At 70.5% G+C, this 21,874-nt stretch carries 23 protein-coding genes; 9 read left to right on the top strand and 14 right to left on the bottom strand.

Annotated features, from left to right (window positions below; all coding sequences use genetic code 11):
• The first annotated feature begins 9 nt into the window (after positions 1-9).
• Complete coding sequence (locus OUY22_RS07960) at positions 10-729, top strand: metallophosphoesterase (RefSeq protein WP_270154154.1); 720 nt, start codon at positions 10-12, stop codon at positions 727-729.
• 10 nt (positions 730-739) lie between these two features.
• Positions 740-1,219 carry a redox-sensitive transcriptional activator SoxR gene (gene soxR / locus OUY22_RS07955; protein WP_270154153.1) on the top strand — a complete coding sequence of 160 codons (480 nt, stop codon included), beginning with the start codon at positions 740-742 and terminating at the stop codon, positions 1,217-1,219.
• On the opposite strand, the gene OUY22_RS07950 is transcribed toward soxR, so the two are convergent.
• Both OUY22_RS07950 and vanY-N read right to left on the bottom strand, forming a co-directional pair.
• The gene (locus OUY22_RS07950; protein ID WP_270154152.1) at positions 1,216-1,368 is read right to left on the bottom strand and encodes a hypothetical protein; all 153 of its coding nucleotides are present in this window, start codon (positions 1,366-1,368) and stop codon (positions 1,216-1,218) included. The genes soxR and OUY22_RS07950 overlap by 4 nt on opposite strands.
• Before the next feature lie 94 nt (positions 1,369-1,462).
• Positions 1,463-2,032 (bottom strand): D,D-peptidase/D,D-carboxypeptidase VanY-N, encoded by a 570-nt coding sequence (vanY-N, locus tag OUY22_RS07945; protein ID WP_270154151.1) that lies wholly within the window; start codon positions 2,030-2,032, stop codon positions 1,463-1,465.
• A 191-nt stretch (positions 2,033-2,223) separates the two neighbouring features.
• Here vanY-N and OUY22_RS07940 point away from each other — a divergent pair, with 191 nt between their 5' ends.
• The 3 genes from OUY22_RS07940 to OUY22_RS07930 are packed head-to-tail and all read left to right on the top strand — an operon-like array spanning position 2,224 to position 4,875.
• The gene (locus OUY22_RS07940; RefSeq protein ID WP_270154150.1) at positions 2,224-2,898 is read left to right on the top strand and encodes a response regulator transcription factor; all 675 of its coding nucleotides are present in this window, start codon (positions 2,224-2,226) and stop codon (positions 2,896-2,898) included.
• A 7-nt stretch (positions 2,899-2,905) separates the two neighbouring features.
• Complete coding sequence (locus tag OUY22_RS07935; protein ID WP_270154149.1) at positions 2,906-4,366, top strand: sensor histidine kinase; 1,461 nt, start codon at positions 2,906-2,908, stop codon at positions 4,364-4,366.
• Positions 4,363-4,875, top strand: a complete 513-nt coding sequence (locus OUY22_RS07930; RefSeq protein WP_270154148.1) for a GerMN domain-containing protein — start codon at positions 4,363-4,365, stop codon at positions 4,873-4,875. Before OUY22_RS07935 ends, OUY22_RS07930 begins: the two co-directional genes overlap by 4 nt.
• Positions 4,876-4,901: 26 nt before the next feature.
• Here the strand turns inward: OUY22_RS07930 and dnaB are convergent, their stop codons facing one another.
• The gene (dnaB, locus tag OUY22_RS07925) at positions 4,902-7,937 is read right to left on the bottom strand and encodes a replicative DNA helicase (protein WP_408638125.1); all 3,036 of its coding nucleotides are present in this window, start codon (positions 7,935-7,937) and stop codon (positions 4,902-4,904) included.
• Between the two features lie 375 nt (positions 7,938-8,312).
• Here dnaB and OUY22_RS07920 point away from each other — a divergent pair, with 375 nt between their 5' ends.
• Both OUY22_RS07920 and OUY22_RS07915 read left to right on the top strand, forming a co-directional pair.
• Entirely contained in the window at positions 8,313-9,614 is a 1,302-nt protein-coding gene (locus tag OUY22_RS07920) for an MATE family efflux transporter (RefSeq protein ID WP_270154146.1), read from the top strand.
• Between the two features lie 130 nt (positions 9,615-9,744).
• The gene (locus OUY22_RS07915) at positions 9,745-11,214 is read left to right on the top strand and encodes an APC family permease (RefSeq protein ID WP_270154145.1); all 1,470 of its coding nucleotides are present in this window, start codon (positions 9,745-9,747) and stop codon (positions 11,212-11,214) included.
• Here OUY22_RS07915 and OUY22_RS07910 read toward each other — a convergent pair.
• The 7 genes from OUY22_RS07910 to rpsF all read right to left on the bottom strand — a co-directional run bounded on the left by OUY22_RS07910 (position 11,211) and on the right by rpsF (position 15,608).
• Positions 11,211-11,954, bottom strand: a complete 744-nt coding sequence (locus OUY22_RS07910) for an amino acid ABC transporter ATP-binding protein (protein ID WP_270154144.1) — start codon at positions 11,952-11,954, stop codon at positions 11,211-11,213. The genes OUY22_RS07915 and OUY22_RS07910 overlap by 4 nt on opposite strands.
• A complete protein-coding gene (locus OUY22_RS07905; protein ID WP_270154143.1) occupies positions 11,951-12,799 on the bottom strand; it encodes an amino acid ABC transporter permease in 849 nt (282 codons plus the stop codon). The genes OUY22_RS07910 and OUY22_RS07905 overlap by 4 nt, the downstream gene beginning before the upstream one ends.
• The gene (locus tag OUY22_RS07900; protein ID WP_270154142.1) at positions 12,796-13,662 is read right to left on the bottom strand and encodes an ABC transporter substrate-binding protein; all 867 of its coding nucleotides are present in this window, start codon (positions 13,660-13,662) and stop codon (positions 12,796-12,798) included. The genes OUY22_RS07905 and OUY22_RS07900 overlap by 4 nt, the downstream gene beginning before the upstream one ends.
• Before the next feature lie 233 nt (positions 13,663-13,895).
• The gene (rplI, locus tag OUY22_RS07895; protein WP_270154141.1) at positions 13,896-14,342 is read right to left on the bottom strand and encodes a 50S ribosomal protein L9; all 447 of its coding nucleotides are present in this window, start codon (positions 14,340-14,342) and stop codon (positions 13,896-13,898) included.
• A 14-nt stretch (positions 14,343-14,356) separates the two neighbouring features.
• Positions 14,357-14,593, bottom strand: coding sequence for a 30S ribosomal protein S18 (gene rpsR / locus OUY22_RS07890; protein ID WP_020543048.1), 237 nt, complete (start codon positions 14,591-14,593; stop codon positions 14,357-14,359).
• 65 nt (positions 14,594-14,658) lie between these two features.
• Complete coding sequence (locus OUY22_RS07885) at positions 14,659-15,225, bottom strand: single-stranded DNA-binding protein (RefSeq protein WP_270154140.1); 567 nt, start codon at positions 15,223-15,225, stop codon at positions 14,659-14,661.
• A 92-nt stretch (positions 15,226-15,317) separates the two neighbouring features.
• The gene (rpsF, locus tag OUY22_RS07880) at positions 15,318-15,608 is read right to left on the bottom strand and encodes a 30S ribosomal protein S6 (RefSeq protein ID WP_055504125.1); all 291 of its coding nucleotides are present in this window, start codon (positions 15,606-15,608) and stop codon (positions 15,318-15,320) included.
• Between the two features lie 190 nt (positions 15,609-15,798).
• On the opposite strand from rpsF, the gene OUY22_RS07875 reads away from it, so the two are divergent.
• Positions 15,799-16,110, top strand: coding sequence for a hypothetical protein (locus OUY22_RS07875; RefSeq protein WP_270154139.1), 312 nt, complete (start codon positions 15,799-15,801; stop codon positions 16,108-16,110).
• Between the two features lie 40 nt (positions 16,111-16,150).
• On the opposite strand, the gene OUY22_RS07870 is transcribed toward OUY22_RS07875, so the two are convergent.
• A complete protein-coding gene (locus tag OUY22_RS07870; protein WP_270154138.1) occupies positions 16,151-16,330 on the bottom strand; it encodes a hypothetical protein in 180 nt (59 codons plus the stop codon).
• Positions 16,331-16,401: 71 nt separating this feature from the next.
• Here OUY22_RS07870 and OUY22_RS07865 point away from each other — a divergent pair, with 71 nt between their 5' ends.
• On the top strand, positions 16,402-17,145 hold the full coding sequence (locus tag OUY22_RS07865) for a deoxyribonuclease IV (protein WP_270154137.1): 744 nt from the start codon (positions 16,402-16,404) through the stop codon (positions 17,143-17,145).
• Positions 17,146-17,207: 62 nt separating this feature from the next.
• On the opposite strand, the gene OUY22_RS07860 is transcribed toward OUY22_RS07865, so the two are convergent.
• From OUY22_RS07860 to OUY22_RS07850, 3 genes are all read right to left on the bottom strand, one after another.
• A complete protein-coding gene (locus OUY22_RS07860) occupies positions 17,208-18,275 on the bottom strand; it encodes a mannosyltransferase family protein (protein WP_270154136.1) in 1,068 nt (355 codons plus the stop codon).
• Positions 18,272-19,612, bottom strand: a complete 1,341-nt coding sequence (locus OUY22_RS07855; RefSeq protein ID WP_270154135.1) for a glycosyltransferase family 87 protein — start codon at positions 19,610-19,612, stop codon at positions 18,272-18,274. The genes OUY22_RS07860 and OUY22_RS07855 overlap by 4 nt, the downstream gene beginning before the upstream one ends.
• Positions 19,609-21,874: transglycosylase domain-containing protein (locus OUY22_RS07850; RefSeq protein ID WP_270154134.1), on the bottom strand; the 2,266-nt coding region annotated here is incomplete at its 5' end. The genes OUY22_RS07855 and OUY22_RS07850, both read right to left, overlap by 4 nt.

The raw sequence follows: 21,874 nt of genomic DNA, 5'->3' as shown, positions 1-21,874 counted from the left end.
TTTGTGACCATGGTGGCCTTCGCTCAGATCAGTGACATCCACATCGGCGGCACCCCGGTCAGCGCCGACCGGGCCGCCGCGGTCCTGCGCCACGTCGACTCTCTCGGCCTCGACGCGATCCTGGTCACCGGCGACATCGCCGACCACGCCCTGCCGGAGGAGTACGACACCGCGGCCGCGCTGATGCGCGTCGCCACCCCGCTGATCGTCTGCCCGGGCAACCACGACTCGGTGCCCGAGTTCGACAAGCGGATCGGCCCCGCCAACCAGGTGCTCAGGCTGGACGAGGTGACGCTCGCGCTGGCCGACTCCAGCGTGCCCGGCCAGGCGTACGGGTTCCTCGCCGACCAGACGCTGGCCTGGCTCGACGGGGTGCTCGCCGAGCGGCCGGAGGTGCCGGCCTTCGTGGGCCTGCACCACCCGCCCGTCCCGCTCGGCATCCCGTACGTCGACGAGATCGGCCTGCGTGAGCCGGAGCGGCTCGCCGGGCTGCTGGCCCGCCACCCGCACGTGGTGGCGGTGCTGACCGGTCACGCGCACACCTCCGCCCAGACCAGCTTCGCCGGGCTGCCGCTCGTCGTCGCCCCGGGCGTCGTCTCGACCGGCCTGACCAGCCGGGAGACCGCCGAATGGATCCCTATCGCGTACGACCTGCCGCCCGCGTTCGCCCTGCACCTGTTCGACGGCGGGAACCTGGTGACCCATTTCCGGCCGATCATCCTCAAGTAAACTCCAGGTTGTGACCAACGTGGCCTGGAACTCCCGCGAACTGAGCGTCGGGCAGCTCGCCGAGCGCAGCGGCGTCGCCGTGTCGGCCCTGCACTTCTACGAGTCCAAGGGCCTGATCGCCAGCCGGCGCACGGCCGGCAACCAGCGCCGCTACAGCCGCGACACGCTGCGCAGGGTGGCGTTCATCCGGCTGTCCCAGCGCCTCGGCATCCCGCTCAAGACCATCAAGGACGCCCTGGCCGAGCTGCCCGAGAACCGCACCCCGACCCGCGACGACTGGGCCCGGCTCTCGGCCGCCTGGCGCGGCGAGCTCGACGACCGCATCGAGCAGCTGCAACGGCTCCGCGACGACCTCACCGACTGCATCGGCTGCGGCTGCCTCTCGCTCGACCGCTGCGCGCTGGCCAACCCCCAGGACCGGCTCGGCGCCGAAGGGCCCGGGGCCAGGCGCATCGACACCCGGATCTGCACCCCCACCACCTGCCGTTAGTCCGGCCGCGCCTCCCGCGTCGACCGCCACCGCAGCACCGTCCCGGCCACCACCGCCAGGGCCAGCGCGCTCAGCGTGTACGGGTCGCTCGGGTTGCCGCCGAGGTCGCGGTCCAGGATGTGCGAGATCGCGTGCACGACCGTACCCACCGAGCCGCCCAGCAGGGCGACGAAGAGCGCGTCGCGCCAGACCAGCGCGCCCAGCAGGCCCGCGGCGAGGCCGAGCTGGAACGCGGTAGCCGGGCTACAGGTGGTCCCCGTGCTCCATGACGCGGCCCACGCCGGGGTGGGGTCGTCGCGGCGGCGCGCCGTCGCTGTCCGGGTGGTACTCGAAGTGCCACCACTCGTTGTCGTACATGCGGTAGAGGTCGTAGCGGGCACCGTGCTCCTCAAGCCAGCGCGCGCCTTCGTGCGGGCGGACGTCCAGCGCGATGCCTTTGACGTGGCTGGATTCCACCGCTGGTAACACGAGCATCCGGGCCAACGCCGGGGAGCCGGAGCGACGCACCGCATCGTCGAACATCAGTTGCTGGACAAGGGGATCGCGGTAGCCCGAGGTGAGACCGATGAGCTGGCCGTGACGCCAGAGCGCCTCGGTGCGCGCCGCGGTGAACGCCGCCCTGGCGCCGTCGGTGAGACCGGTGAGGTCCTCGGCGGGGAAGCGCAGCCCCAACGCCCAGCCGCAGGCCAGTTCGCGGGCGCGGCCCGGATGGCGGACCAGCGCAGCGGGCAGCAGGAGCACGGCGAGCACCCACGTGACCGCGGTGTACAGCCGGTCTCGGCGCCGAAGGGGGAGAGTGCGTGGTTCGTCCATGACGCCTACGATTGGCGTCGCGTGTACGCGCGTTGTCAGCCGCATGTCATGGTCCGTCGACGGCGACCGCCGCCGTCCGCGACCGTGACACAACCATGACCTGGCGCTGACGATGCGGGGACACGACCGGACGACAGTGGACGAGGTCGACCGGCGGGCGAGCTACGGAGCCTCCTGTGAAACTCGGCGGCATGTCACGAGTGTTGTTGATCGAGGACGACCCGGCCGTACGGGAGGGTCTCGAACTGGCCCTGACCCGCCATGGGCACCGGGTGCGCGCGGTGGAGTCCGGCGAGCAGGGGCTCGATCGGCTGCGTACGGACCTCCCCGACGTCGTCATCCTCGACCTGATGTTGCCCGGCATGGACGGGTTCGAGGTCTGCCGCCGGATCCGGGCCTCCGGTGAGTTACCGATCATCATGCTGACCGCGCGCGGCGACGACCTGGACGTGGTCGCCGGGTTGGAGGCGGGCGCCGACGACTACGTGGTCAAGCCGGTGCAGCCCAGGGTGCTCGAAGCGCGCATCCGGGCGGTGCTCCGGCGGATCGGCCGGGACCAGGCGGAGCTTGAGCGGCATGGGGACCTGACCATCGACCGGGCCGGGCTGGTGGTCACCAGACACGACGTGCCGGTCAGCCTGGCCCCGACCGAGTTGCGCCTGCTGCTCGAACTGTCCGGCACGCCGGGCCGCGTGCACAGCCGCCAGCAGTTGCTGGAGTCGGTGTGGGAGCACGGGTATTTCGGCGACTCGCGGCTGGTGGACGCGTGCGTGCAGCGACTGCGTGCGAAGATCGAGGACGACTCGGCGGCGCCCGTCTACGTGCAGACGGTGCGCGGGTTCGGGTACCGGTTCGGGCCGGTGTGAGCCGCCGGTGGCGCCGAGCCTGGGGCTGCGTGTCCGGTTGTTGTCCGCCTTCGCCCTGCTGTGTGTGGTCACCGCGGCGGCGGTGTCCGGCGGGAGCTACGTCCTGGCCCGCAACGCCATCTTGCAGCGGGCCCAGGATGCCGCGGTGCAGGCGATGAAGGACCGTCTGGAGACGCTCTTCCCGTTGCGGAATCCGGCGCCGGGCCCGGACGAGCTCGCCGTGATCGCCGCCGCCGTGACCGACCGGTGCGGCTTCGCGGTCGCGGCCTACCGTGAGGCGCGCTCGCCGCATGTGCCGCTGGGGTGCCGGAGACCGGACGGGAATCCGCCGATCCTGGATACCGGGGTGATCTCGGCGGAGATGCGGCGGGTCGTGGCGGGCGGCGGCATCGCGTGGCAACGCGTGGTGTGGCGGGGCGAGCCGTTCCTGATCATCGGCACGGCTTTGCTGATCGTCGAGCCGGACCGGACGAAGGTGTCCGGCATCGAGGTCTACGCCGCGCGCAGCCTGCTTCCCGAACAGCGCAGCATCGACGAGCTCGCCTCGTCGGCCTGGCTCACCGGTGGGGCGTCCCTGGCCTTCGCGGTCGTCCTGGCGTTGCTGGCCACCCGTGGCGTGCTGCGCCCGGTGCGCGAGCTCGGGCGGGCGGCACGCCTGCTGGGTGCGGGCGAGATGCGGACCAGGATCACGGTTCGCGGTTCCGACGAGCTGGCAGAGGTGGCGCGTACGTTCAACACCACCGCCGCCGAGCTGGAACGGCACGTCAAGCAGCTCCGCGAGATGGAGGCCGACGCCCGGCGGTTCGTGGCCGACGTGTCCCACGAGCTGCGCACCCCGCTGGCCGCGCTCGCGGCGGTCGCCGACGTCCTGGAGGAGGAGGCGGCGCGGCTGCCCGAGCCCGCGGGCAGGGCCGCCAGGCTGGTCAGCCAGGAGACGCTCAACCTCACCGGCCTGGTCAACGATCTCATCGAGATCAGCAGGTTCGACTCCGGCGTCGCGGCCCTCGCGCTGAACGAGGTCGACGTGGCCGAGCTGGTGCGGGCGACCCTGCGTGCCCGAGGCTGGTCGGAAGCGGTGCGCACCGAGCTACCCGCCACGGTGACGGCACGGCTCGACCCGCGCCGGGTGGACGTCATCCTGGCGAACCTCGTCGGCAACGCGCTGCGGCACGGCGAGCCACCGGTATCGGTACGGCTCCGCGCCGACCAGCACTGGATCGCTCTGGAGGTCCGCGACCACGGACCGGGGCTGGCCGAAGCGGTGCTGCCGCAGGTGTTCGACCGCTTCTACAAGGCCGACACGGCCAGGGCCAGGTCCGAGGGCAGCGGCCTCGGCCTGGCCATCGCACGGGAGAACGCGCGCCTGCACCGAGGCGACCTCACCGTCACCAACGCCCCGGACGGCGGCGCCGTGTTCACGCTGCGGCTGCCACGCCTGGCCCACGATCCGGACGGAGGTCCCGGGTGAGGACCGGCCGCGCCCGCCGGGTGCTCGCCGCAGGGCTCGTGTCGCTCGTCGCCGTGACCGGCTGCGGCGTACGGCCCAGCGACGTCATCCTCGCCGGCGACCCACCGAGCGGACCCGTCGCCACCACCACGGCGATCACCCTCTTCCTGGTGCGGGACGGCCGGCTCGGCGCCGTGACGCGGCCCGGCCGCCGGCTGCCCCTGGCGGAGACGCTCACGCTGCTGGCGGCCGGACCCACCGCCGGTGAGCAGGCGCGCGGGTTCACCACCGACATCCCCCGCGAGGCCGGTCCGTTCTCGGTGTCCGCCGAGCCGGCCGGGCACGTGGTGGTGACCCTGTCCGCTCCGGCCGGCGACCTGTCCACTCTGGCCGTCGAGCAGATCGTGTGCACGGTCTCCGCCACCGCGCGGGAACGCTCCGTGCGGGTCACCGTCGTCGGTGGCGGGCAGCGCGTCGGCCCCCGCGACTGCCCGGAGTCCCACCCGCCCCGGCTCGGCGGGCCTTCATGATCGTCCTGCTGTAGGCGCCCCAGCGCCTAGTGTTGCGCCATGTCGACGAAGCGGCTGTAGTGACCCTGGAACGCCACGGTCACGGTCGCCGTGGGGCCGTTACGGTGCTTGGCCACGATCAGGTCGGCCTCGCCCGCCCGCGGCGACTCCCGCTCGTAGGCGTCCTCCCGGTGCAACAGGATCACCATGTCCGCGTCTTGTTCGATGCTGTTGTGGACGGAGATCCCATTCGCCACGAAGTTGTGGGTGCCGAGGACGGTGGCGTCGTAGACCGGCTCCTCGCCCAGGCTTTCGATGGAGGCGATCTCGTCCCAGAACACGTCGTTCACCGCCATCAGCTCCAGATCGGCATCGTCGAGGATCTCGGCCACCCTGCCCAAACGCGCCCGGCTCGGCGCGTGCTTCCCCAGGGCGCTGCCGCAGAACTGGGTGCCCAGGGCTGCGGCGAACCTCCGGTGGGTCACGCCCCGTTCTGCCAGCAGGACTCGAACGTGGTCCCACACCTCGCGGGGAACGGTGTCGTTGTTCGTGTTGGCCACCGTGCACTCCAGCATAGGGACGCACCGCGCGGCCTGCTTGGACCGCTCCCCATGGACGCCCACGTTCGATCCATCTCCGATCATGTGCGCCAGAAGAACGATCTCCTCCGGTGACCACTCCTTGGTGTTCTGCGGAGAGGGAACACCTCGGGGGACGGCGAGGCGTACGCCGGGGGAGAGCTCCCCCAGGGGACGCCAGCCCTCGTAGGTCAAGAAAGGGTGGTTCGCGGTCGCCTTGACCTCCCGGCCGGACTTCAGCCGGAGCCGGAAAACCTCCTTCGTTCCGCTGGGGAATACGTGTGTCATGGTTCGCGGGACGAGCCGCAGTCTTTCGTCCAGGGACCAGACCGGGATGTGGCGCGCGCCCGACTCCAGCAGTTCGCCCAGCGACACCTCTGCCCCCGTGTCCGCTCGCAGGACGCGGGTATCCGCGGTCAGGCAGCCCGACTCACGCAGGTCGCTCACTTGGGGGCGTTTGTCGGTCCGCTGCTCGGGGCCGCGGTTGAGCTGGGAGATGGCGATCACCGGGACCTCCAGCTCCTTGGCCAGCAGCTTGATGGCCCGGGAGATCTCCGACACCTCGTTCTGGCGGCTCTCCGTCTTCTTCGGCGAGCTCATCAGCTGCAGGTAGTCGATGACCACGAAGCGCAGGTCGTTGCGCTGCTTGAGGCGGCGGCACTTGGCCCGGATCTCCATCATCGACATGTTGGGCGAGTCGTCGATGAACAGCGGCGCCTCCGCCACCTCGCTCATCCGGCGGGCCAGCCGGGTCCAGTCGTCGTCGGTCATCATGCCCGAGCGCATGGCGTGCAGCGCGACCCGCGCCTCGGCCGACAGCAGACGCATGGTGATCTCGTTGCGCGACATCTCCAGCGAGAAGATCACGGTGGTCATGCCGTGCTTGATCGCCGCGGACCGGGCGAAGTCCAGGCCGAGCGTGCTGTTGTGGGTGGGGATCCAGGACCGGCTCGCGAGGTAGAGGTGGTCGGCGTTGTCGACCTGCACGCAGCGCACCGGCCGCGACGGGACGGGGCGCACGGCCACGACGTGGCGGACCAGCGTCGCGGGGTCGGGCTCGACGGCCTGCCCGGAGGTCTTCCCGGTGAGCCGGAACACCGGGTCGGGCGTGGTGAAGGCGATCACGTGAGCCTCGCGGCCCTCGCCCTGCCGGGGCCGCGAGGTCGCCTGGTATCCGAGGCTCAGGATCAGCTCGTGGGCGTCGCGGGCCAGGCGCCGGCCGGTCACGGCGAGCTCGATCCGGCCCGAGGCGCCGATCCGCCCGCGTGCGTCGAGCAGGCCGGCCAGCAGGTCGCGGCGCTGCCGCTCGGAGGCGCGCAGGTAGCTCGCGGGGATGTGCTTGTCGCCCAGGACGCCGAGGGAACGCAGGACGTCCAGGACGCTGCCCCGGCGGTCGGCGAAGCGCATCGCGTGGAGCGTCGGACGGCTGAGGCGTCCGGCGCGGACGCCGTCGGCTCGCAGGGCCGCGAGGAGGCCGGCGTCGGCGGTGGTCAGGCGCGCGCTCGCGCGGTGACCGTCGCCGAGCCAGACGCCCAGGGCGTACGGCGGCAGCGGGAGGCGCCGCTCCTCTTGCCGCAGGGGCGCGGCGACGGCGACGGAGTGAACGGGCCGACGGTCGGCGGCGCGGCCCAGGGCGTCGGCCAGCTCCTTCGTGGTCACGACGGCTGAGCGCGCGGCCGTGGGGGCCCCGCCCGTCGGCGCCTGCTCCTCGTGGGACGTGCGCCACTGGTGGTCGGCGTCGGCCACGATCACCGTGCCGTCGCTGAACTCCACCTCGAAGCAGGGCCGGCCGTGCATGACCTCGGTGGCCGCGACGACGCGCGTCGGCCTGCCGTCGGCGCCGACCAGCTCGTCGCCGGCCCGCACCTCGCCCATCGTGGTCCAGCCCGCCGGGGTGGGCAGAGGGGTGTCGAGGGCGAGGGCCTTGCCGATGGCCGGTCGCGCGGCCACCACGATCATCTGGCCCGGGTGGAGGCCGTTGGTCAGCTGGTCGAGGTCGGCGAAGCCGGTCGGGACGCCGACCATCTGCCCGCCGCGGCTGCCGATGGCCTCCAGCTCGTCCAGGGCGCCGGGCATGATGTCGGCCAGGGCCGCGTAGTCCTCGGACGTGCGGCGCTCGGTGACCTTGTAGATCTCGGCCTGGGCGCGGTCGACGAGGTCGTCGACCTCTTCGTTCTGGCCGCCGTAGCCGTAGGAGACGATACGGGTGCCGGCCTCGATGAGGCGGCGCAGGACGGCCTGCTCCCGGACGATCTTGGCGTAGAAGCCGGCGTTGGCGGCGGTGGGGACGACAGCCGTGAGGGTGTGGAGGTAGGCGGCGCCGCCGACCCGGGCCATCTCCCCGCGCTTCTGCAGCTCGTCGAAGACCGTGACGGCGTCGGCGGGCTCACCCCGGCCGTAGAGGTCGGTGATGACGTCGAAGACCATCTGGTGGGCGGGCCGGTAGAAGTCGTCGGAGCGCACGATCTCGATGACGTCGGCGATCGCGTCCTTCGACAGCAGCATGCCGCCCAGCACCGACTGCTCGGCCTCGATGTTGTTGGGCGGGGTGCGCTCGAAGCCCGGGCCCGCACCGCCGATCTCTTCGTCAATGCTCACCGCGCCCCCTCGACTGCTCGCAGCGGTCGCACCACCCCCACTTGTAGTCGACCGGTGTGACAGTTTCGCGGCTCCACGCCCACTCAGCAACGCGGCCTGTGGACAACGTTGTGGTCAAGCTGTGTACGCAGGCCCCTCAGGGTGTGAAAGGCCTGTGGACGAGCCTGGGGATAACTATGGACCTCCTCATCAATAGGCACTCTGACCTGCGGATACGATGTCCACCGGCTGTGGAAGGAAGAAAGTTGGCACCGCACATCCAGTAAGGGGCATAATTGGCTAATGCCCATTACGTCGCGAGATAGGGAGATTCTGCGGCTGGCCGTGCCCGCTTTCGGGGCGCTGGTGGCCGAGCCGCTCTTCCTGCTGGCCGACTACGCGATCGTCGGCCACGGGCTGGGCACCACCGCCGTGGGCGCGCTGGGCGTCGCGGGCACGGTCCTCACGACGCTGGTGAACCTGTGCGTGTTCCTCGCGTACGGGACGACCGCGTCGGTGGCGCGGCAGACCGGCGCGGGACACCACGAGCGGGCGATGCGGCACGGGGTGGACGGCATCTGGCTGGCGCTGGCCATCGGCGCGGCGCTGATCGCGGTCGTCTGGCCGCTCGCGCCGCAGGTGGTGGACCTGTTCGGGGCCGCTCCCGAGCAGGCGGAGCAGGCCGTGACGTACCTGCGGATCAGCCTGATCGGCACCCCCGCCATGCTGGTCGTGCTGGCGGGCACGGGCGTGCTGCGCGGCCTGCAGGACACCGTGACGCCGCTGGCGGTGGCGGCCGGCTCGTTCGCGCTCAACGCGGTGCTGAACGCCTGGTTCGTGCTGGTCCTGGACTGGGGCATCGCCGGATCGGCGTGGGGCACGGTGCTGGCGCAGACCCTGGGCGCGGCGGTGTACGTCGCGGTCGTGGTCCGGGGGGCGCGGCGGCTGGGCGTGCCGCTGCGGCCGCATCCCGCGGGCATCCGGCAGGCGGGCACGGCCGGATTCGCGCTGCTGATCAGGACCGTGTGCCTGCGCGTGGTGCTGCTGGTCGCCATGATGATCGCCACCAGGATGGGGCAGGCCGAGCTGGCCGCGTACGCGATCGCCACCCAGGTGTGGACGATGCTCGCGTTCGCGCTGGACGCGATCGCCATCGCGGGGCAGGCCATCACCGGCCGGGCGCTCGGCGCCGGCGACGTCACGGCCACCCGGGCGGCCACGCGGCGGATGGTCGCGTGGGGCGTCTGGTCGGGGGCGGTGCTGGCGGTGCTGGTGCTGGCGGCGCGGCCGCTGCTGCCGGGCGTGTTCGACGCCGACCCGCTGGTGACCGAGCAGCTGCTGGCCGTGCTCTGGCCGGTGGCGCTGTTCCAGCCGATCTGCGGGGTGGTGTTCGTGCTCGACGGCGTGCTGATCGGCGCGGGCGACCAGCGCTACCTGGCGTGGGCGGGGGTGTGGACGACGCTGGCGTACCTGCCCGCCGCCGCGTTCGCCTCCGGGCTGGACATCGTGGCCCTGTGGTGCGCGCTGGGGGTGTGGATGGTGGCCCGGCTCGTCACCCTGGCCCGCCGGGCCGCCGGCTCCGCCTGGCTCGTCGTGGGCGCCTGACCCGCTCCCGGCCTCACGGCCGGGGCGTCACGGATGTGCCGTCACCGTGACACTTCCGTGCTTGCTGGTGCCAGGAGTGATGAGGCAAGGTGAGCGGGTCCCGTGAGTGGGGTGTGGCACTTTGTCCAGTATGACCAGACGGTTGCCGCCTGCCGAGGCAACCGAGCTCCGGACCGGCGCGCGGCATGCGCTCACCCCGGTGTACCGCACGGCCGACCTCGTGGTCCTCGGGCTCGGCGTGATGATCGGCGCCGGGATCTTCAGCATCGCCGGGCGGATGGCGGCGACGACGGCCGGCCCCGGCGTCATCCTGTCCTTCATGATCGCGGGCATCGCCTGCCTGCTGGCCTGCCTCTGCTACGCCGAGCTGTCCTCGACCATGCCGACCTCCGGCAGCGCCTACACCTTCGCCTACGTCATCTTCGGCGAGATCTGGGCGTGGGTCATCGGCTGGGCGCTGATCCTGGAGCTGCAACTCGCCGCCGCCGTGGTGACGCGGGCGTGGGCGCAGATCACCGTGGGCGCCATCGGCGACTTCGGCGTGCGGGTGCCCCGGCCCGAGATCGTGGAGAACATCCTCGTCCTGGTCATCCTGGTGCTGCTCACCGGGGTCGTGGCGGCCGGCGCGCGGATCGGCCTGCGCGCCCTGTGGGTGATGGTGACGGCGAAGCTGCTGGCCATCGGCGCGGTCATCGTGGTCGGCGCGGCGTACGTGGACGTGGCGAACTTCGGCGACTTCCACGCCGAGCCGCAGCCGGTCGCCACGCCGACGGCGACCGTGCTGGACCTGTTCGTGGGGCAGGGCCAGACATTCGGCTGGGCCGGCGTGTTCGCCGCCGCGCCGGTGATCGCCTTCGCCTACGTCGGGTTCGACATCGTGGCGACCGCCGCCGAGGAGACGGTCAACCCGCGCACGGTGGTGCCCAAGGGCATGATCCGCAGCCTGGTCGTGGCCACGGTGATCTACATCGCGGTGGCCGTCGTCATGGTGGGGATGGTCCCGTACACGAGCATCTCGGTGCAGGCGCCGCTGTCGAGCGCGTTCCAGGCGGTCGGCGCCGGCTGGATGGTGCACGTCATCAACGCCGGCGCGGTGCTGGGGCTCACCACCGTCATCCTGGTGCTGCTGGTGGGGCAGACCCGGGTGCTGTTCTCGATGGCGCGCGACGGGCTCATCCCTCGCGGGCTCGCGACGATCAGCCGCCGGTACCACACGCCGTCGCGGGTGACGTGGGTGATCGGCCTGGTGGCCATCCTGCTGGCCGAGTTCGTGCCGGTGCTCACCATGCAGGAGCTGGTCGTCATGGGGACGCTGTTCGCGTTCATGTTCGTGGCGGCGGGCGTGATCGTGATGCGGCGCCGGATGCCCGGCCTGGAGCGCGGCTTCCGGGTGCCGTTCTCGCCGCTGCTGCCGATCCTGTCGCTGGCGGCCACGTTCTGGCTCATGGTCAACCTGCGGCTGATCACCTGGGCGTGGTTCACGCTGTGGATGGTCTTCGGGGTGCTGGTCTATCTCGCGTACGGCAGACGCCGCAGCCTGCTGGCCGACCCCGGCCGGGCCGCCGTGGCGACGCCCGGACGGGGCAGGCACCGGCGTTAGAAGCGGCCCGACTCCAGCACGCTGCTCAGGAAGGCGCGGGTGCGCTCGTGCTCCGGCTCGGTGAAGATCTTCTCCGGCGGCCCCTTCTCCAGCAGCACCCCGCCGTCCAGGAAGCACACGGTGTCGGAGATGTCGCGGCAGAAGGACATCTCGTGCGTCGTCAGGATCATCGTCATGCCTGACTCCTTGAGCTCCCTGATGATGGCGAGCACCTCGACGACCAGCATGGGGTCGAGCGCGGAGGTGACCTCGTCGAGCAGCATCACCCTCGGCTTGGTGGCCAGCGCCCTGATGATCGCCACCCGTTGCTGCTGACCTCCGGAGAGCCGGTCCGGGTAGGCCCCGGCCTTGTCCGCCAGCCCGAACCGCCGCAACAGGTCGTGCGCCTCCTGCTCGGCCTGCGCGCGGCCGACCCGGTGGACCTGGCGCGGCGCCAGGGTGATGTTGTCCATCACGGTCATGTGCGGGAACAGGTTGAACGCCTGGAACACGGTGCCGAACCGCTTGCGCACCGCGTCCACGTCGGCCCGGGGGTCGGTGATCTCCTCGCCGTCGAGATGGATGGTGCCGTCGTCGGGCGTCTCCAGCAGGTTGACGCAGCGCAGCAGGGTCGACTTGCCCGAGCCGGACGCGCCGATCAGGCTCACCACCTCGTGCTGGGAGACCTCCAGGTCGACGCCGCGCAGCACGACGTTGTCGCCGAAACTTTTCCACAAGCTGTGGATGGTCAGCACGCTCACGAGCCCTGCCTCCTTCGCGCCCGCGCCGCCAGGTGGTCGGTGTACCGCGCCAGCGGGATCGTCAGCAGGATGAACAGCAACGACGCCACCAGGTAGGGGGTGTAGTTGAACGTCTGCGACGTGATGATCTGCGCCTGCCGGAGCGCCTCCACCAGGCCGATCGTGGACACCAGCGCGGTGTCCTTCTGCAGCGAGACGAAGTCGTTCAGCAACGGCACCACCACCCGACGCGCGGCCTGCGGCAGCACCACGAACCGCAGCGTCTTGCCGTGGCTGAGCCCCAGCGAGCGCGCCGCCGCCACCTGGCTGGGATGGATCGACTCGATGCCCGACCTGAACACCTCCGCGACGTACGCCCCGTACGAGAGCGTCAGGGCGATGACGCCCAGCGTGGTCAGGTCGGCCGGGACACCCTGCAGCTTCAGGGCGGGGAGCCCGAAGCCGACCATGAGGATGACCAGCAGCGTGGGCACACCGCGGAAGGTGTCCACGTAGAGCGTGGCCAGTGCCCTGACCGGGAAGAGAGCGGGGCTCCTGGTGCCGCGGATCAGCGCCACCACCAGCCCCACGGCCAGGATCAGCGGCTCGGCGATCAGGAAGATCTTGATGTTGACCAGGAAGCCCTCGGCGACCGCCGGCGCCGCCCTGAGGAACATCTCCGGGTCGAAGAACGTGTCCCGCACCCGGGGCCAGCCCGGCGAGTTGATGACCACCACGCCGGCCAGCGCGACGAACAGGATCGTCGAAGCCGTCGCGATCGAGGTGGTGCGGCGGCCCTGCGAGGCGAGGATCCGCTCGCGTTCGCGCTGCCGATCGCTCTTGACCCAGACCGGGCCGGCGGTCACTTCAGCTCCGGCGCGCCCGCCGCCTCGCTCAGCCACTGCTGCTCGATCTTGGCCAGGTCACCGTTGGCCTTGAGCGCGTCGATCGCCTTGTCGACGCAGGACTTGAGCCCGCTGCCCTTCTCCATGACCAGCCCGAACTCCTCCGGGGTCCCGCCGGTCGAGCTGAACTGCCCGACGATCTTGGAGCCCTCGACCTGCGCCGCCGTCACGTAGAAGGCCGTCGGCAGGTCGAGCACCAGGGCGTCGATCTGCTCGTTCTTCAGCGCGTTGATGGAGTCGATCTGCTCGTTGTAGACGTTCGGCTCGGCGCTGGGCTGGATCACGTTCTTGACGGCGTCCAGCGCGGTGGTGCCGACCTGCACGCCGATCTTGGCGTCCTTGAGCTCGGCCAGCGAGGCGGCGCCGGCGAACTTGCTCTCGCCCAGCGTCACCACGGACTGCTTGACCGTGTAGTAGCCGTTGCTGAAGTCGACGGCCTTGGCCCGGTCGGGCGTGATCGAGACCTGGTTGATGTCGAAGTCGAACCGCTTGTCGCCCGGGGCGAACGCGGTGTCGAACTTGACCGACTCCCACTGCACCTCGTCGCGGTCGAAGCCCAGCTCGCCCGCGACCGCGTACGCGACGGCGCTCTCGAACCCCTGGCCGTTGCTCGGGTCGTCGTCCTTGAACCAGGGCTCGAAGGCCGGCGTGTCGGTGCCGATCGTGAGCTTGCCCGGGTTGATGAGCGTGAGCTGGTCCTTGGCGCAGGCCGTGGACGAGGTGGGGGCGGCCGCCGCCGTCGGCGCCGGGTCGTCGACGGGCGCGCAGGCGATCGCCGCCGCCGCCAGCGCACCCAGCGCGATCAGCATCGAGGGACGGGCCATGGGGAGCCTCCAGGGGGACGCGAGAGGAAGAACGTGAGAATTCTACGCGGCCCTGGTAGGGATTACGCGCCCCACCTGCGCATACAGGCCGCCAAGCGGCATGGTACGCACCGCGCCTCCAAAGGGCACGCCCTCCGGACAGCTTCGAGCCCAGCACGGCCGGAGGTGTGACAAAAGGCAGGCCCCCCGCCCGCCGGAGCGGGAGGGGGGCCGGGTGCGGCCGGGGCCTGGTGTCAGCCCGCGACGACCTCGACGTCCACGGACGCCGAGACCTCGGGGTGAAGCTTGACCGTGACCTTGTGGGAGCCGGTGCTCTTGATCGGGTTGACGATCTCGATGCGGCGGCGGTCGAGCGTCGGGCCGCCGGCGGCCTTCACGGCCTGGGCGATGTCGCCCGTGGTGACCGAGCCGAACAGGCGGCCGGACTCCCCGGCGCGGGTGGCCAGGCGCACCCGCAGGGCGCCGAGCCGGCCCGCGACCTCCTTGGCGGTGCCGAGGTCGCGGATCTCGCGGGCGTCACGCGCCTTCTTGATGGACTCGATCTGGCGCTCGGCGCCGCGGGTCCAGCGCATGGCGTAGCCGCGCGGGATGAGGTAGTTACGGCCATAGCCGTCCTTGACCTCGACGATGTCGCCAGGGGCGCCGAGGCCGGAGACCTCGTTGGTGAGGATGAGCTTCATGTCGACAGACCTCCTTAGCGCGCGGTGCTCGTGTAGGGCAGCAGGGCCACCTCACGGGCGTTCTTGATCGCGGTCGCCACGTCGCGCTGGTGCTGGGTGCAGTTGCCCGTCACCCGGCGGGCACGGATCTTGCCGCGGTCGGAGATGAACTTCCGCAGCAGCGCCGTGTCCTTGTAGTCGACGTAGGAGATCTTGTCATGGCAGAACAGGCAAACCTTCTTCTTGGGCTTGCGCAGTGCCGGCTTGGCCATCGTGGTGCTCCTTTCAGAGCCCCGCCGTCAGAAGCGGGAATGGACTCGGACTGGGATCGGATGGGTTAGAAAGGCGGTTCGTCGCTGAAGTCGCCGCCGCCGCCGAAGCCGCCGGAGCCGCCGGAGGAACCGCCGCCCTGCTGGCCGCCGCCCTGGTAGCCGCCGCCACCACCCTGGTAGCCGCCGCCCTGGGGCGGGGAGGGGGTGGCGGACGCCCACGGGTCGTCGGCCGGGCCGCCGCCGAAGCCGCCGCCGCCCCCCTGCCGGGAGGTGCGGTTGACCTTGGCGGTGGCGTTGCGCAGGGACGGGCCGACCTCGTCGACCTCGACCTCGTAGACGGTGCGCTTCTCGCCTTCCTTGGTCTCGTAGGACCGCTGCTTGAGCCGCCCCTGGACGATGACCCGCATCCCGCGCTGCAGGCTCTCGGCGGCGTTCTCGGCCGCCTGGCGCCAGACGTTGCAGGTGAGGAAGAGGCTCTCGCCGTCCTTCCACTCGTTGGTCTGGCGGTCCATGTAGCGCGGGGTGGACGCGATGCGGAACCGGGCCACCGCTTGCCCCGTAGGGGTGAAGCGCAGCTCGGGGTCGTCGACGAGGTTGCCGACGATGGTGATTACGGTGTCGCCTGCTGCCATGGCTAGCGCTCGCCTTCCTGCACGTCTTCGCTTCGGTTACGGCTCAGACTACGGTCGCGGCCCGACAGAAATCCGGGCTACGAGCGGCTGCTTCAGTGGACGTCCGGACGCAGGACCTTGGTGCGCAGAATGCCCTCGTTGAGGTTCATCTGCCGGTCGAGCTCCTTCACCGTCGCCGGCTCGGCGGACAGGTCGATGACGGCGTAGATGCCCTCGGACTTCTTGTTGATGTCGTAGGCAAGACGGCGACGGCCCCAGACGTCGACCTTCTCCACGGTGCCGCCGTCGTTGCGGACCACGGTGAGGAACTGGTCGAGGGACGGCGCGACGGTGCGCTCATCGAGCGAAGGGTCCAGGATGACCATTACTTCGTAACGACGCATGCGGGACTCCTACCTCCTCTGGACTGTTGCGGTCACGACACTCTGCCGTGACAGGAGGACGCTGACGCTTGGCCCGGGCGCCCCTTTCGGCGCTCCGGGGTGACGGGTCTCCCATCACAACGCAGCCCGACCAGGTTACCAGCCGCTCGTGGATGGGAAAGCCTGACAGAAAGCAAGGGGGTGCACCGCAGTGCCACACTTCCTCCAGCCCACGCAGAGCGAACGGTTCCGGCTCACGCTCAACACCGACGGCCGTTCGCATCCCATCGAGAACGCCCTGGCCGTCGGCGCCCTGGTGTGCGGGATCGTCGCGTTCGTGGCCCTGTTCTTCCCCGGCGGGCACGTGGTCGCGTCATGGGTCGGCACGCTCGGCTTCGGCGTCGGCTTCTACTCCCAGTACGTCTCGGCGACCACACCGCAGCGCTCGCTCAACATCATCGGCCTGGTGGCCTCGTTCCTCGGCGTGGCGCTCGGCATCGCGGGCGGCGGCTACCTGCCGTGACGGACGGCCCCGGCCTGGCCGGGGCCGCCCTTGATATCGGTCATCCTCCGAGGCGCAGGTCCACGCCCAGCAGGACCAGGAACCAGAGGAATATCGCGAGCAACGCCTCGGCGACGTCGCGCAGTACGGCCGGGGTGATGTAGTCGTACACCCACGCGACGTAGATGCCGATGATCACGTAAACAAGCAGGATCAATGACCGCACACGCCAGCGGCTCATATCGTCTCCTCGGGTAGGGGGCGTCCACCGTCTGCCCCGCCCCAGGTCAGTCAAACGGATAGGCTCCTGACATGGTGCGCATCGGAGCTCATGTCCATCAGGACGACATCACGGCCCACGCCGAGGCCGTCGGCGCCGAGGTCGTGCAGTTCTTCCTCGGCGACCCGCAGGGCTACAAGAAGCCCGTGCTGCCCGACCGGCCGGTCGAGGGCGTCGACATCTACATCCACGCCCCCTACCTGGTCAACGTCGCCACGACCAACAACCGGATCAGGATCCCCAGCCGCAAGCTCCTGGCCCAGCACCTGGAGGCGGCGGCGAGCATCGGCGCCAAGGGCCTGATCGTGCACGGCGGCCACCTCGGCAAGGCCGACGACCCGCAGACCGGCTTCGACAACTGGCGCAAGGTGTTCGAGCGCATGGAGTGCCCGATCCCGGTGCTGATCGAGAACACCGCCGGCGGCGACAACGCGATGGCCCGCCGGCTGGAGAGCATCGCCCGGCTGTGGGACGCCCTCGAGGGCTTCGACGTCGGGTTCTGCCTCGACACCTGCCACGCGCACGCGGGCGGCGAAGAGCTGCTCGGCCTGGTCGACCGGGTCAAGGCCATCACCGGCAGGATCGACCTCGTCCACTGCAACGACTCGCGCGACGACTTCGGCTCGGGCGCTGACCGTCACGCCAATCTCGGCGGCGGGCGGATCGACCCGGAGCTGATCCTGGAGGTGTGCCGGTCGGCCGGGGCCCCGATCGTGGTGGAGACGCCGGCGGAGGGCCAGGCCGAGGACATCGCGTTCCTGAGGAAGAACCTCTAAGGAAAACACACAGGCTGTGGATAACTCCCTGGATTACCGATGCCATCAAGGGGGTATGAAGATCAGCCTGCCCAGGCGCCTTCCAGGAAACGGGCCGTGTTCAGCACCATGAGCGGCCCCGACACCAGCGCGTACGCCACGATCACCCACGGCCTGCCGGTGGCCAGCCGCGCCAGCGCCACCCAGAGCGGGAACCACAGCAGCAGCGAGCGCGGCAGCGACAGGTAGAACGCCGACGTCATGAGCGCGCCCGCCTGCAACCCCGTGTAGACGGCCTCGCTCCACCTGCGCAGCGCCAGCAGCCAGATCAGGCCCGCCACGGCCACCACCGCTCCGGCGATCTCCATCCGGAAGGCCGGCGCCATGTCGCCGGCGCCCATCGCGTTCTCCCAGGTGACCGCCCATGCCTCCCAGGGCCACACCGTCTCGCGGCCCCACCCGGCCTCCTGCGCGTGCTTCCACGCCAGCCAGTCGCCGGTGCGCGTGTAGTGGTAGAAGGAGTAGCCGGCCAGGGGCAGGAACGGCACGGCCAGCCAGGGCGCGCGGCTCGGCCGGGCCCGGCCTCCGGCGGCGAACTCCACGATCAGCGCCAGCGCCAGGAACAGTCCGGTGATGCGCACGCACGACGCGCCGGCGGCCAGCATCGCCGCCGCCGGCCAGCGGCCCTGGCGGGCGGCCAGCCAGGCGGGGATCGCGAAGGCCAGGAACAGCGACTCGCTGTAGCCCGCGGCCAGGAACACCGCCAACGGGAAGAGCACCAGCCCCAGCACCGCCATCCAGCCGTGCGCGCCCTCGTGCTCGGCCAGCCTGGCCAGCGCCACCATCGCCACCGCCCCGGAGACGAGCGAGACGATCAGCCCGGCGGCCGACCAGTCCGGCACCACCAGGTGCGCCAGGCGCAGCGCCGCGGGCAGGCCGGGGAAGAAGGCGGGCAGCCCCTCGTCGAGCGGCCCGGCCGGGTCGCCGTCGTAGCCGAAGCGCGCGATGGTGACGAACAGGTGCGCGTCCCACCGGTTCCACCGGTCGAGATACTCGCCGAGTGTCACGCCGAGCAGCGTGGTCACGAGCAGGCCGACCCGCCAGCCGAACCAGATCAGCAGCCCGTCCCGGCCGGCCGAGCGCGTGATCATCGGTAGGCGGGGCTCCGCAGCGTGAACCGGTCAGGCGCCTCGTCGAACACCCCGCCGATCTGGTCGTCCACGCCTCCCTGGCGTATGACGTCCTTGTCCGGACGCAGGATGTCCCGTACCACGAACGCCATCATGATGCCGATGGTGATGACCCGCCCCCACACGGCGGTGAAGTACGTGTCGTCCCCGATGCCCAGGTCGGTGCGCGCCAGCGGAGGCTGGTTGAGCAGGTAGAGCCAGATCGCGAAGAAGTACCAGACCTCTGCCACCTGCCACAGCGCCAGCGGCTTCCAGTTGGGCCTGGCCAGCACCGCGAAAGGCACCAGCCAGAGCACGAACTGCGGCGACCACACCTTGTTCGTCATCATGAACGCGGCCAGCGCCAGGAAGCAGATCTGCGCCAGCCGGGGCCGCTGCGGCGCGGCCAGCGTGAGCACCGCGATGCCGAGGCAGAGCAGCGCCAGCGAGACCATGCCGAGGGTGCTGACGTCGGTCTCGCCGAGCACCGGCCACCCCTTGGACTGGAAGAACAGCCAGGGTGAGCCCCAGTCGACGCCGCGCTCCTGGGAGAACACGTAGAACCTGCGCCAGCCGTCCCAGGCGAACACCATGAACGGCAGGTTGACGACCAGCCACGCCGCCGCCGCCGAGCCCATGCTGATCAGGAACGGCCGCCAGCGCGCGGTGCGCAGCGTGAGCAGGAACAGCGCCCCGACGAACATCAGCGGGTAGAACTTCGTGGCGATGGCCAGCCCGAGCAGCACCCCGGCCAGCACCTGACGCCTGCGCGCCCAGGCCAGGAGCATGCCCATGGACAGCGCGCCGGCGACCAGGTCCCAGTTGATGTAGGCGGCCAGCACCACCGCGGGCGCGAGCGCGTACCAGAGGGCGTCCCAGCGGCGGCTCGGCCCGGCCACGGCGGCCATGAGCAGGACGCCGGCCACCAGGCAGAGGCCCATCAGCACGACCGTGACGTCGTAGAAGCGCACGGCCTGCGCCGCGGTCGCCTCCGGGGTCACGCCCGGCTCCAGCCAGCGCGCGATCCAGGCGACCACCTGCATCACCTCGCCGAGCACCACGGGGTACTCGACGTGCTTGTCGAAGACGACGTCGGCGAAGTAGGGGTTCTGCGTGCCGAGCTGCCGGTCGAAGTAGAGCGGGAAGATGTCGGTGTAGCAGAAGTTCGTGTAGACCGTGACCTGGTCGTTCCAGCCCCCGGTGCGGCACGGCAGGCGCACCACGTACGCGAGCGTCGCCCCGAGGAGCGCGAAGAGGCCCAGGGGGAGGTACGGCACGGCCCGTGCCAGGAACGGGCCGCGCATCAGCGTCGTCGTCACTGGTCGCGCCTGCCGGGCGGCGAGTCCTGCCTGCCGTTCGGGGAGTCCTGGCGGCCGTTCGGGCCCCCGTTCGTGAAGCCGTCGTCCACCGCGATGTCGTCCTGGTTCGGGTCGACCGAGACGTTGTCGTCCTCGTCCGAGCACGGGCCGACGATGCAGTCCTGGTCGGCGCTGGTGTCCTCCTCGAACGGGTCGCCGGTGTCCAGCTCCAGCGCGTCTTCCGTCGGCGTCGGCGTCGGGGTCGGCTTGGGCGCGAGGTTCTCGGCGACGCCCGTGTCGGCCCGCTCGGGGAACGGCACGACCTTCTGGTTCTTGGTGGCCTCGGTCATGAACGTCTTCCAGATCGCCGCAGGGTACGTGGCGCCCTGGAACGCGCTGCCGAGCGGGATCTCGTACGGCTTGGAGTACGGGTTCTGCATGGTGTACTTCTTGCTCTTGCCCCTGGCCCAGGGGCAGTTGTCGTTCACCGGCTTGACGACCTTGCCGCTGTCGGTACGGCACTGCTGCCTGAACATGCCGACAGCGGTCGACACCTGCGGGGTGAACCCGACGAACCACGCTTCCTTGTTGTCGTTGTTGGTGCCGGTCTTGCCGGCCACCGGGCGGTTGTAGAGCGCGGCGTTGCGGCCGGTGCCCTGCTTGACCACGGCTTCCAGCGCGGTGACGGCGTCGGCGGCGGCCTCCGGCGAGATGACCTGAGCGTAGGACTTCTTCTCGGTGAGCACGGTGTCGCCGTTCTTGTCCTTCACCTCGATCACGACGTGGTTGTCGTAGTGCCTGCCCTGGTTGGCGAAGATCGAGTAGCCGCCCGCCTGCTCGACGGCCGTCACCTGGCTACTGCCGATGGTGATCAGGTAGTGGTGGCGGTCCCTGGCGTCCTTCAGCCGCTTCTCGTTGAGCCCGGCCTTGGCGGCGACCTCGATCACCTTGTCCAGGCCGACCTTCTCCCCCATCTTGGCGTAGGCCGTGTTGACCGAGTCGGCCGTGGCCTTCACCACGTCGACGGCCGAGGCCTTGAAGGCGTGGTCGTTGTCGATCTCGGTGGTGCCGGGCAGCTTGACCGGGCCCTTGGTCGGGACATAGCTGCGCAGGCTGTAGCCGGCGTCCAGCCAGGCGGCCAGGACGTACGGCTTGAACGCCGACGCGGCCTGCTTCTGCGACTGGAAGGCGTCGATCCACTGGTCCTTGGCGTAGTCGTCGCCGGCGTAGAAGGCGAGGATCTGCCCGTTGCGCGGGTCGACGGCGGCCATCGTGGCGTTGATCTCGGGGTCTAGACCCTGGGTGTGCTTGTCGACCGCGGCCTTGGCCGCGCGCATGAGCTTGAGGTCGAGCGACGACTTGATCTTGTAGCCGCCCTTCTCGACGTCCTCCCTGGGGATGTCGAGCGCCTCCAGCTCGTCCAGGACCACCTGGACCATATAGCCCTTGATGCCGTTGAACGGGTTCTTCGGCTTGAACTTGACGCGCTTGGGCGCCGTGGGCGACTTGCTCGGCAGGCCGCCGTACGCCTGGGGGTCGAGCTTGGCCATCTGCTTGATCACGTAGTCGTAGCGGAACTGCGTCTCGCCGAGGTTGCCGGCCTTCTCCTCGCGGTCGAAGCGGTCCGGGTTCTGGATCCGGCCGGCGAGGTAGGCGCCCTGCTCGGGGGTGAGCTTCTCCACCTTCTTGCCGAAGAACGCCTCGGCGGCCGCGCCGATGCCGTAGGCGCCGCGGCCGAAGTAGATGGTGTTGAGGTACTGCTCCAGGATCTGCTCCTTGGGCAGCACGTCACTCAGCTTGACCGCGACGAAGATCTCCTTGACCTTGCGCTGGATCGTGCGCTCCTGGGAGAGGCCGTCGTAGTAGCCGCGGGCCATCTGCTGGGTGATGGTGGACGCGCCCTGCACCTGCTGGCCGCTGACCGTGCTGAAGAGGGAGCGGACCATGCCGCTGAAGGAGATGCCGGAGTCCTCGCGGAAGGTGTCGTTCTCGGCGGCGATGACGGCGTCCTGCACCGCGCGCGGCACCTGGTCGTAGGAAATCGGGATGCGCTTGGTGCCGAGCCTGGCCAGCTCCGTGCCGTTCCGGTCGACGATGACGCTTTCCTGGTCCTCCACGCCCTCCTGCACCTGGTCGGCCGTGGGGACGGGGGTGTTGGCGTACGCGACCGCGATCATGCCGAAGAGCCCCGCGGCCAGCACCAGGAAGCTGGCCGCGACGATCTTCCAGCTCGGTACGAACCGGCGCCACTTCGGACGGTCGTCACCGGACTTGTCGGGGCCG

This window comes from Nonomuraea corallina (assembly GCF_027620315.1).
Taxonomy (GTDB): domain Bacteria; phylum Actinomycetota; class Actinomycetes; order Streptosporangiales; family Streptosporangiaceae; genus Nonomuraea; species Nonomuraea corallina.
Note: the sequence above shows the minus strand (reverse complement) of the source record. Positions and strands in the feature narration are given on the sequence as shown.

Coding starts and splice junctions, on each gene's coding strand:
- dnaB (WP_408638125.1), bottom strand. CDS start 7,937: ATGCTGCTGTCGAAGGACGCGATCGCCGACGTCATCGAGATCGTGCGC.
- OUY22_RS07920 (WP_270154146.1), top strand. CDS start 8,313: ATGCCCATTACGTCGCGAGATAGGGAGATTCTGCGGCTGGCCGTGCCC.
- vanY-N (WP_270154151.1), bottom strand. CDS start 2,032: ATGGACGAACCACGCACTCTCCCCCTTCGGCGCCGAGACCGGCTGTAC.
- OUY22_RS07860 (WP_270154136.1), bottom strand. CDS start 18,275: ATGATCACGCGCTCGGCCGGCCGGGACGGGCTGCTGATCTGGTTCGGC.
- OUY22_RS07940 (WP_270154150.1), top strand. CDS start 2,224: ATGTCACGAGTGTTGTTGATCGAGGACGACCCGGCCGTACGGGAGGGT.
- OUY22_RS07900 (WP_270154142.1), bottom strand. CDS start 13,662: ATGGCCCGTCCCTCGATGCTGATCGCGCTGGGTGCGCTGGCGGCGGCG.
- rplI (WP_270154141.1), bottom strand. CDS start 14,342: ATGAAGCTCATCCTCACCAACGAGGTCTCCGGCCTCGGCGCCCCTGGC.
- OUY22_RS07870 (WP_270154138.1), bottom strand. CDS start 16,330: ATGAGCCGCTGGCGTGTGCGGTCATTGATCCTGCTTGTTTACGTGATC.
- rpsR (WP_020543048.1), bottom strand. CDS start 14,593: ATGGCCAAGCCGGCACTGCGCAAGCCCAAGAAGAAGGTTTGCCTGTTC.
- OUY22_RS07865 (WP_270154137.1), top strand. CDS start 16,402: ATGGTGCGCATCGGAGCTCATGTCCATCAGGACGACATCACGGCCCAC.
- OUY22_RS07960 (WP_270154154.1), top strand. CDS start 10: ATGGTGGCCTTCGCTCAGATCAGTGACATCCACATCGGCGGCACCCCG.
- OUY22_RS07885 (WP_270154140.1), bottom strand. CDS start 15,225: ATGGCAGCAGGCGACACCGTAATCACCATCGTCGGCAACCTCGTCGAC.
- OUY22_RS07915 (WP_270154145.1), top strand. CDS start 9,745: ATGACCAGACGGTTGCCGCCTGCCGAGGCAACCGAGCTCCGGACCGGC.
- rpsF (WP_055504125.1), bottom strand. CDS start 15,608: ATGCGTCGTTACGAAGTAATGGTCATCCTGGACCCTTCGCTCGATGAG.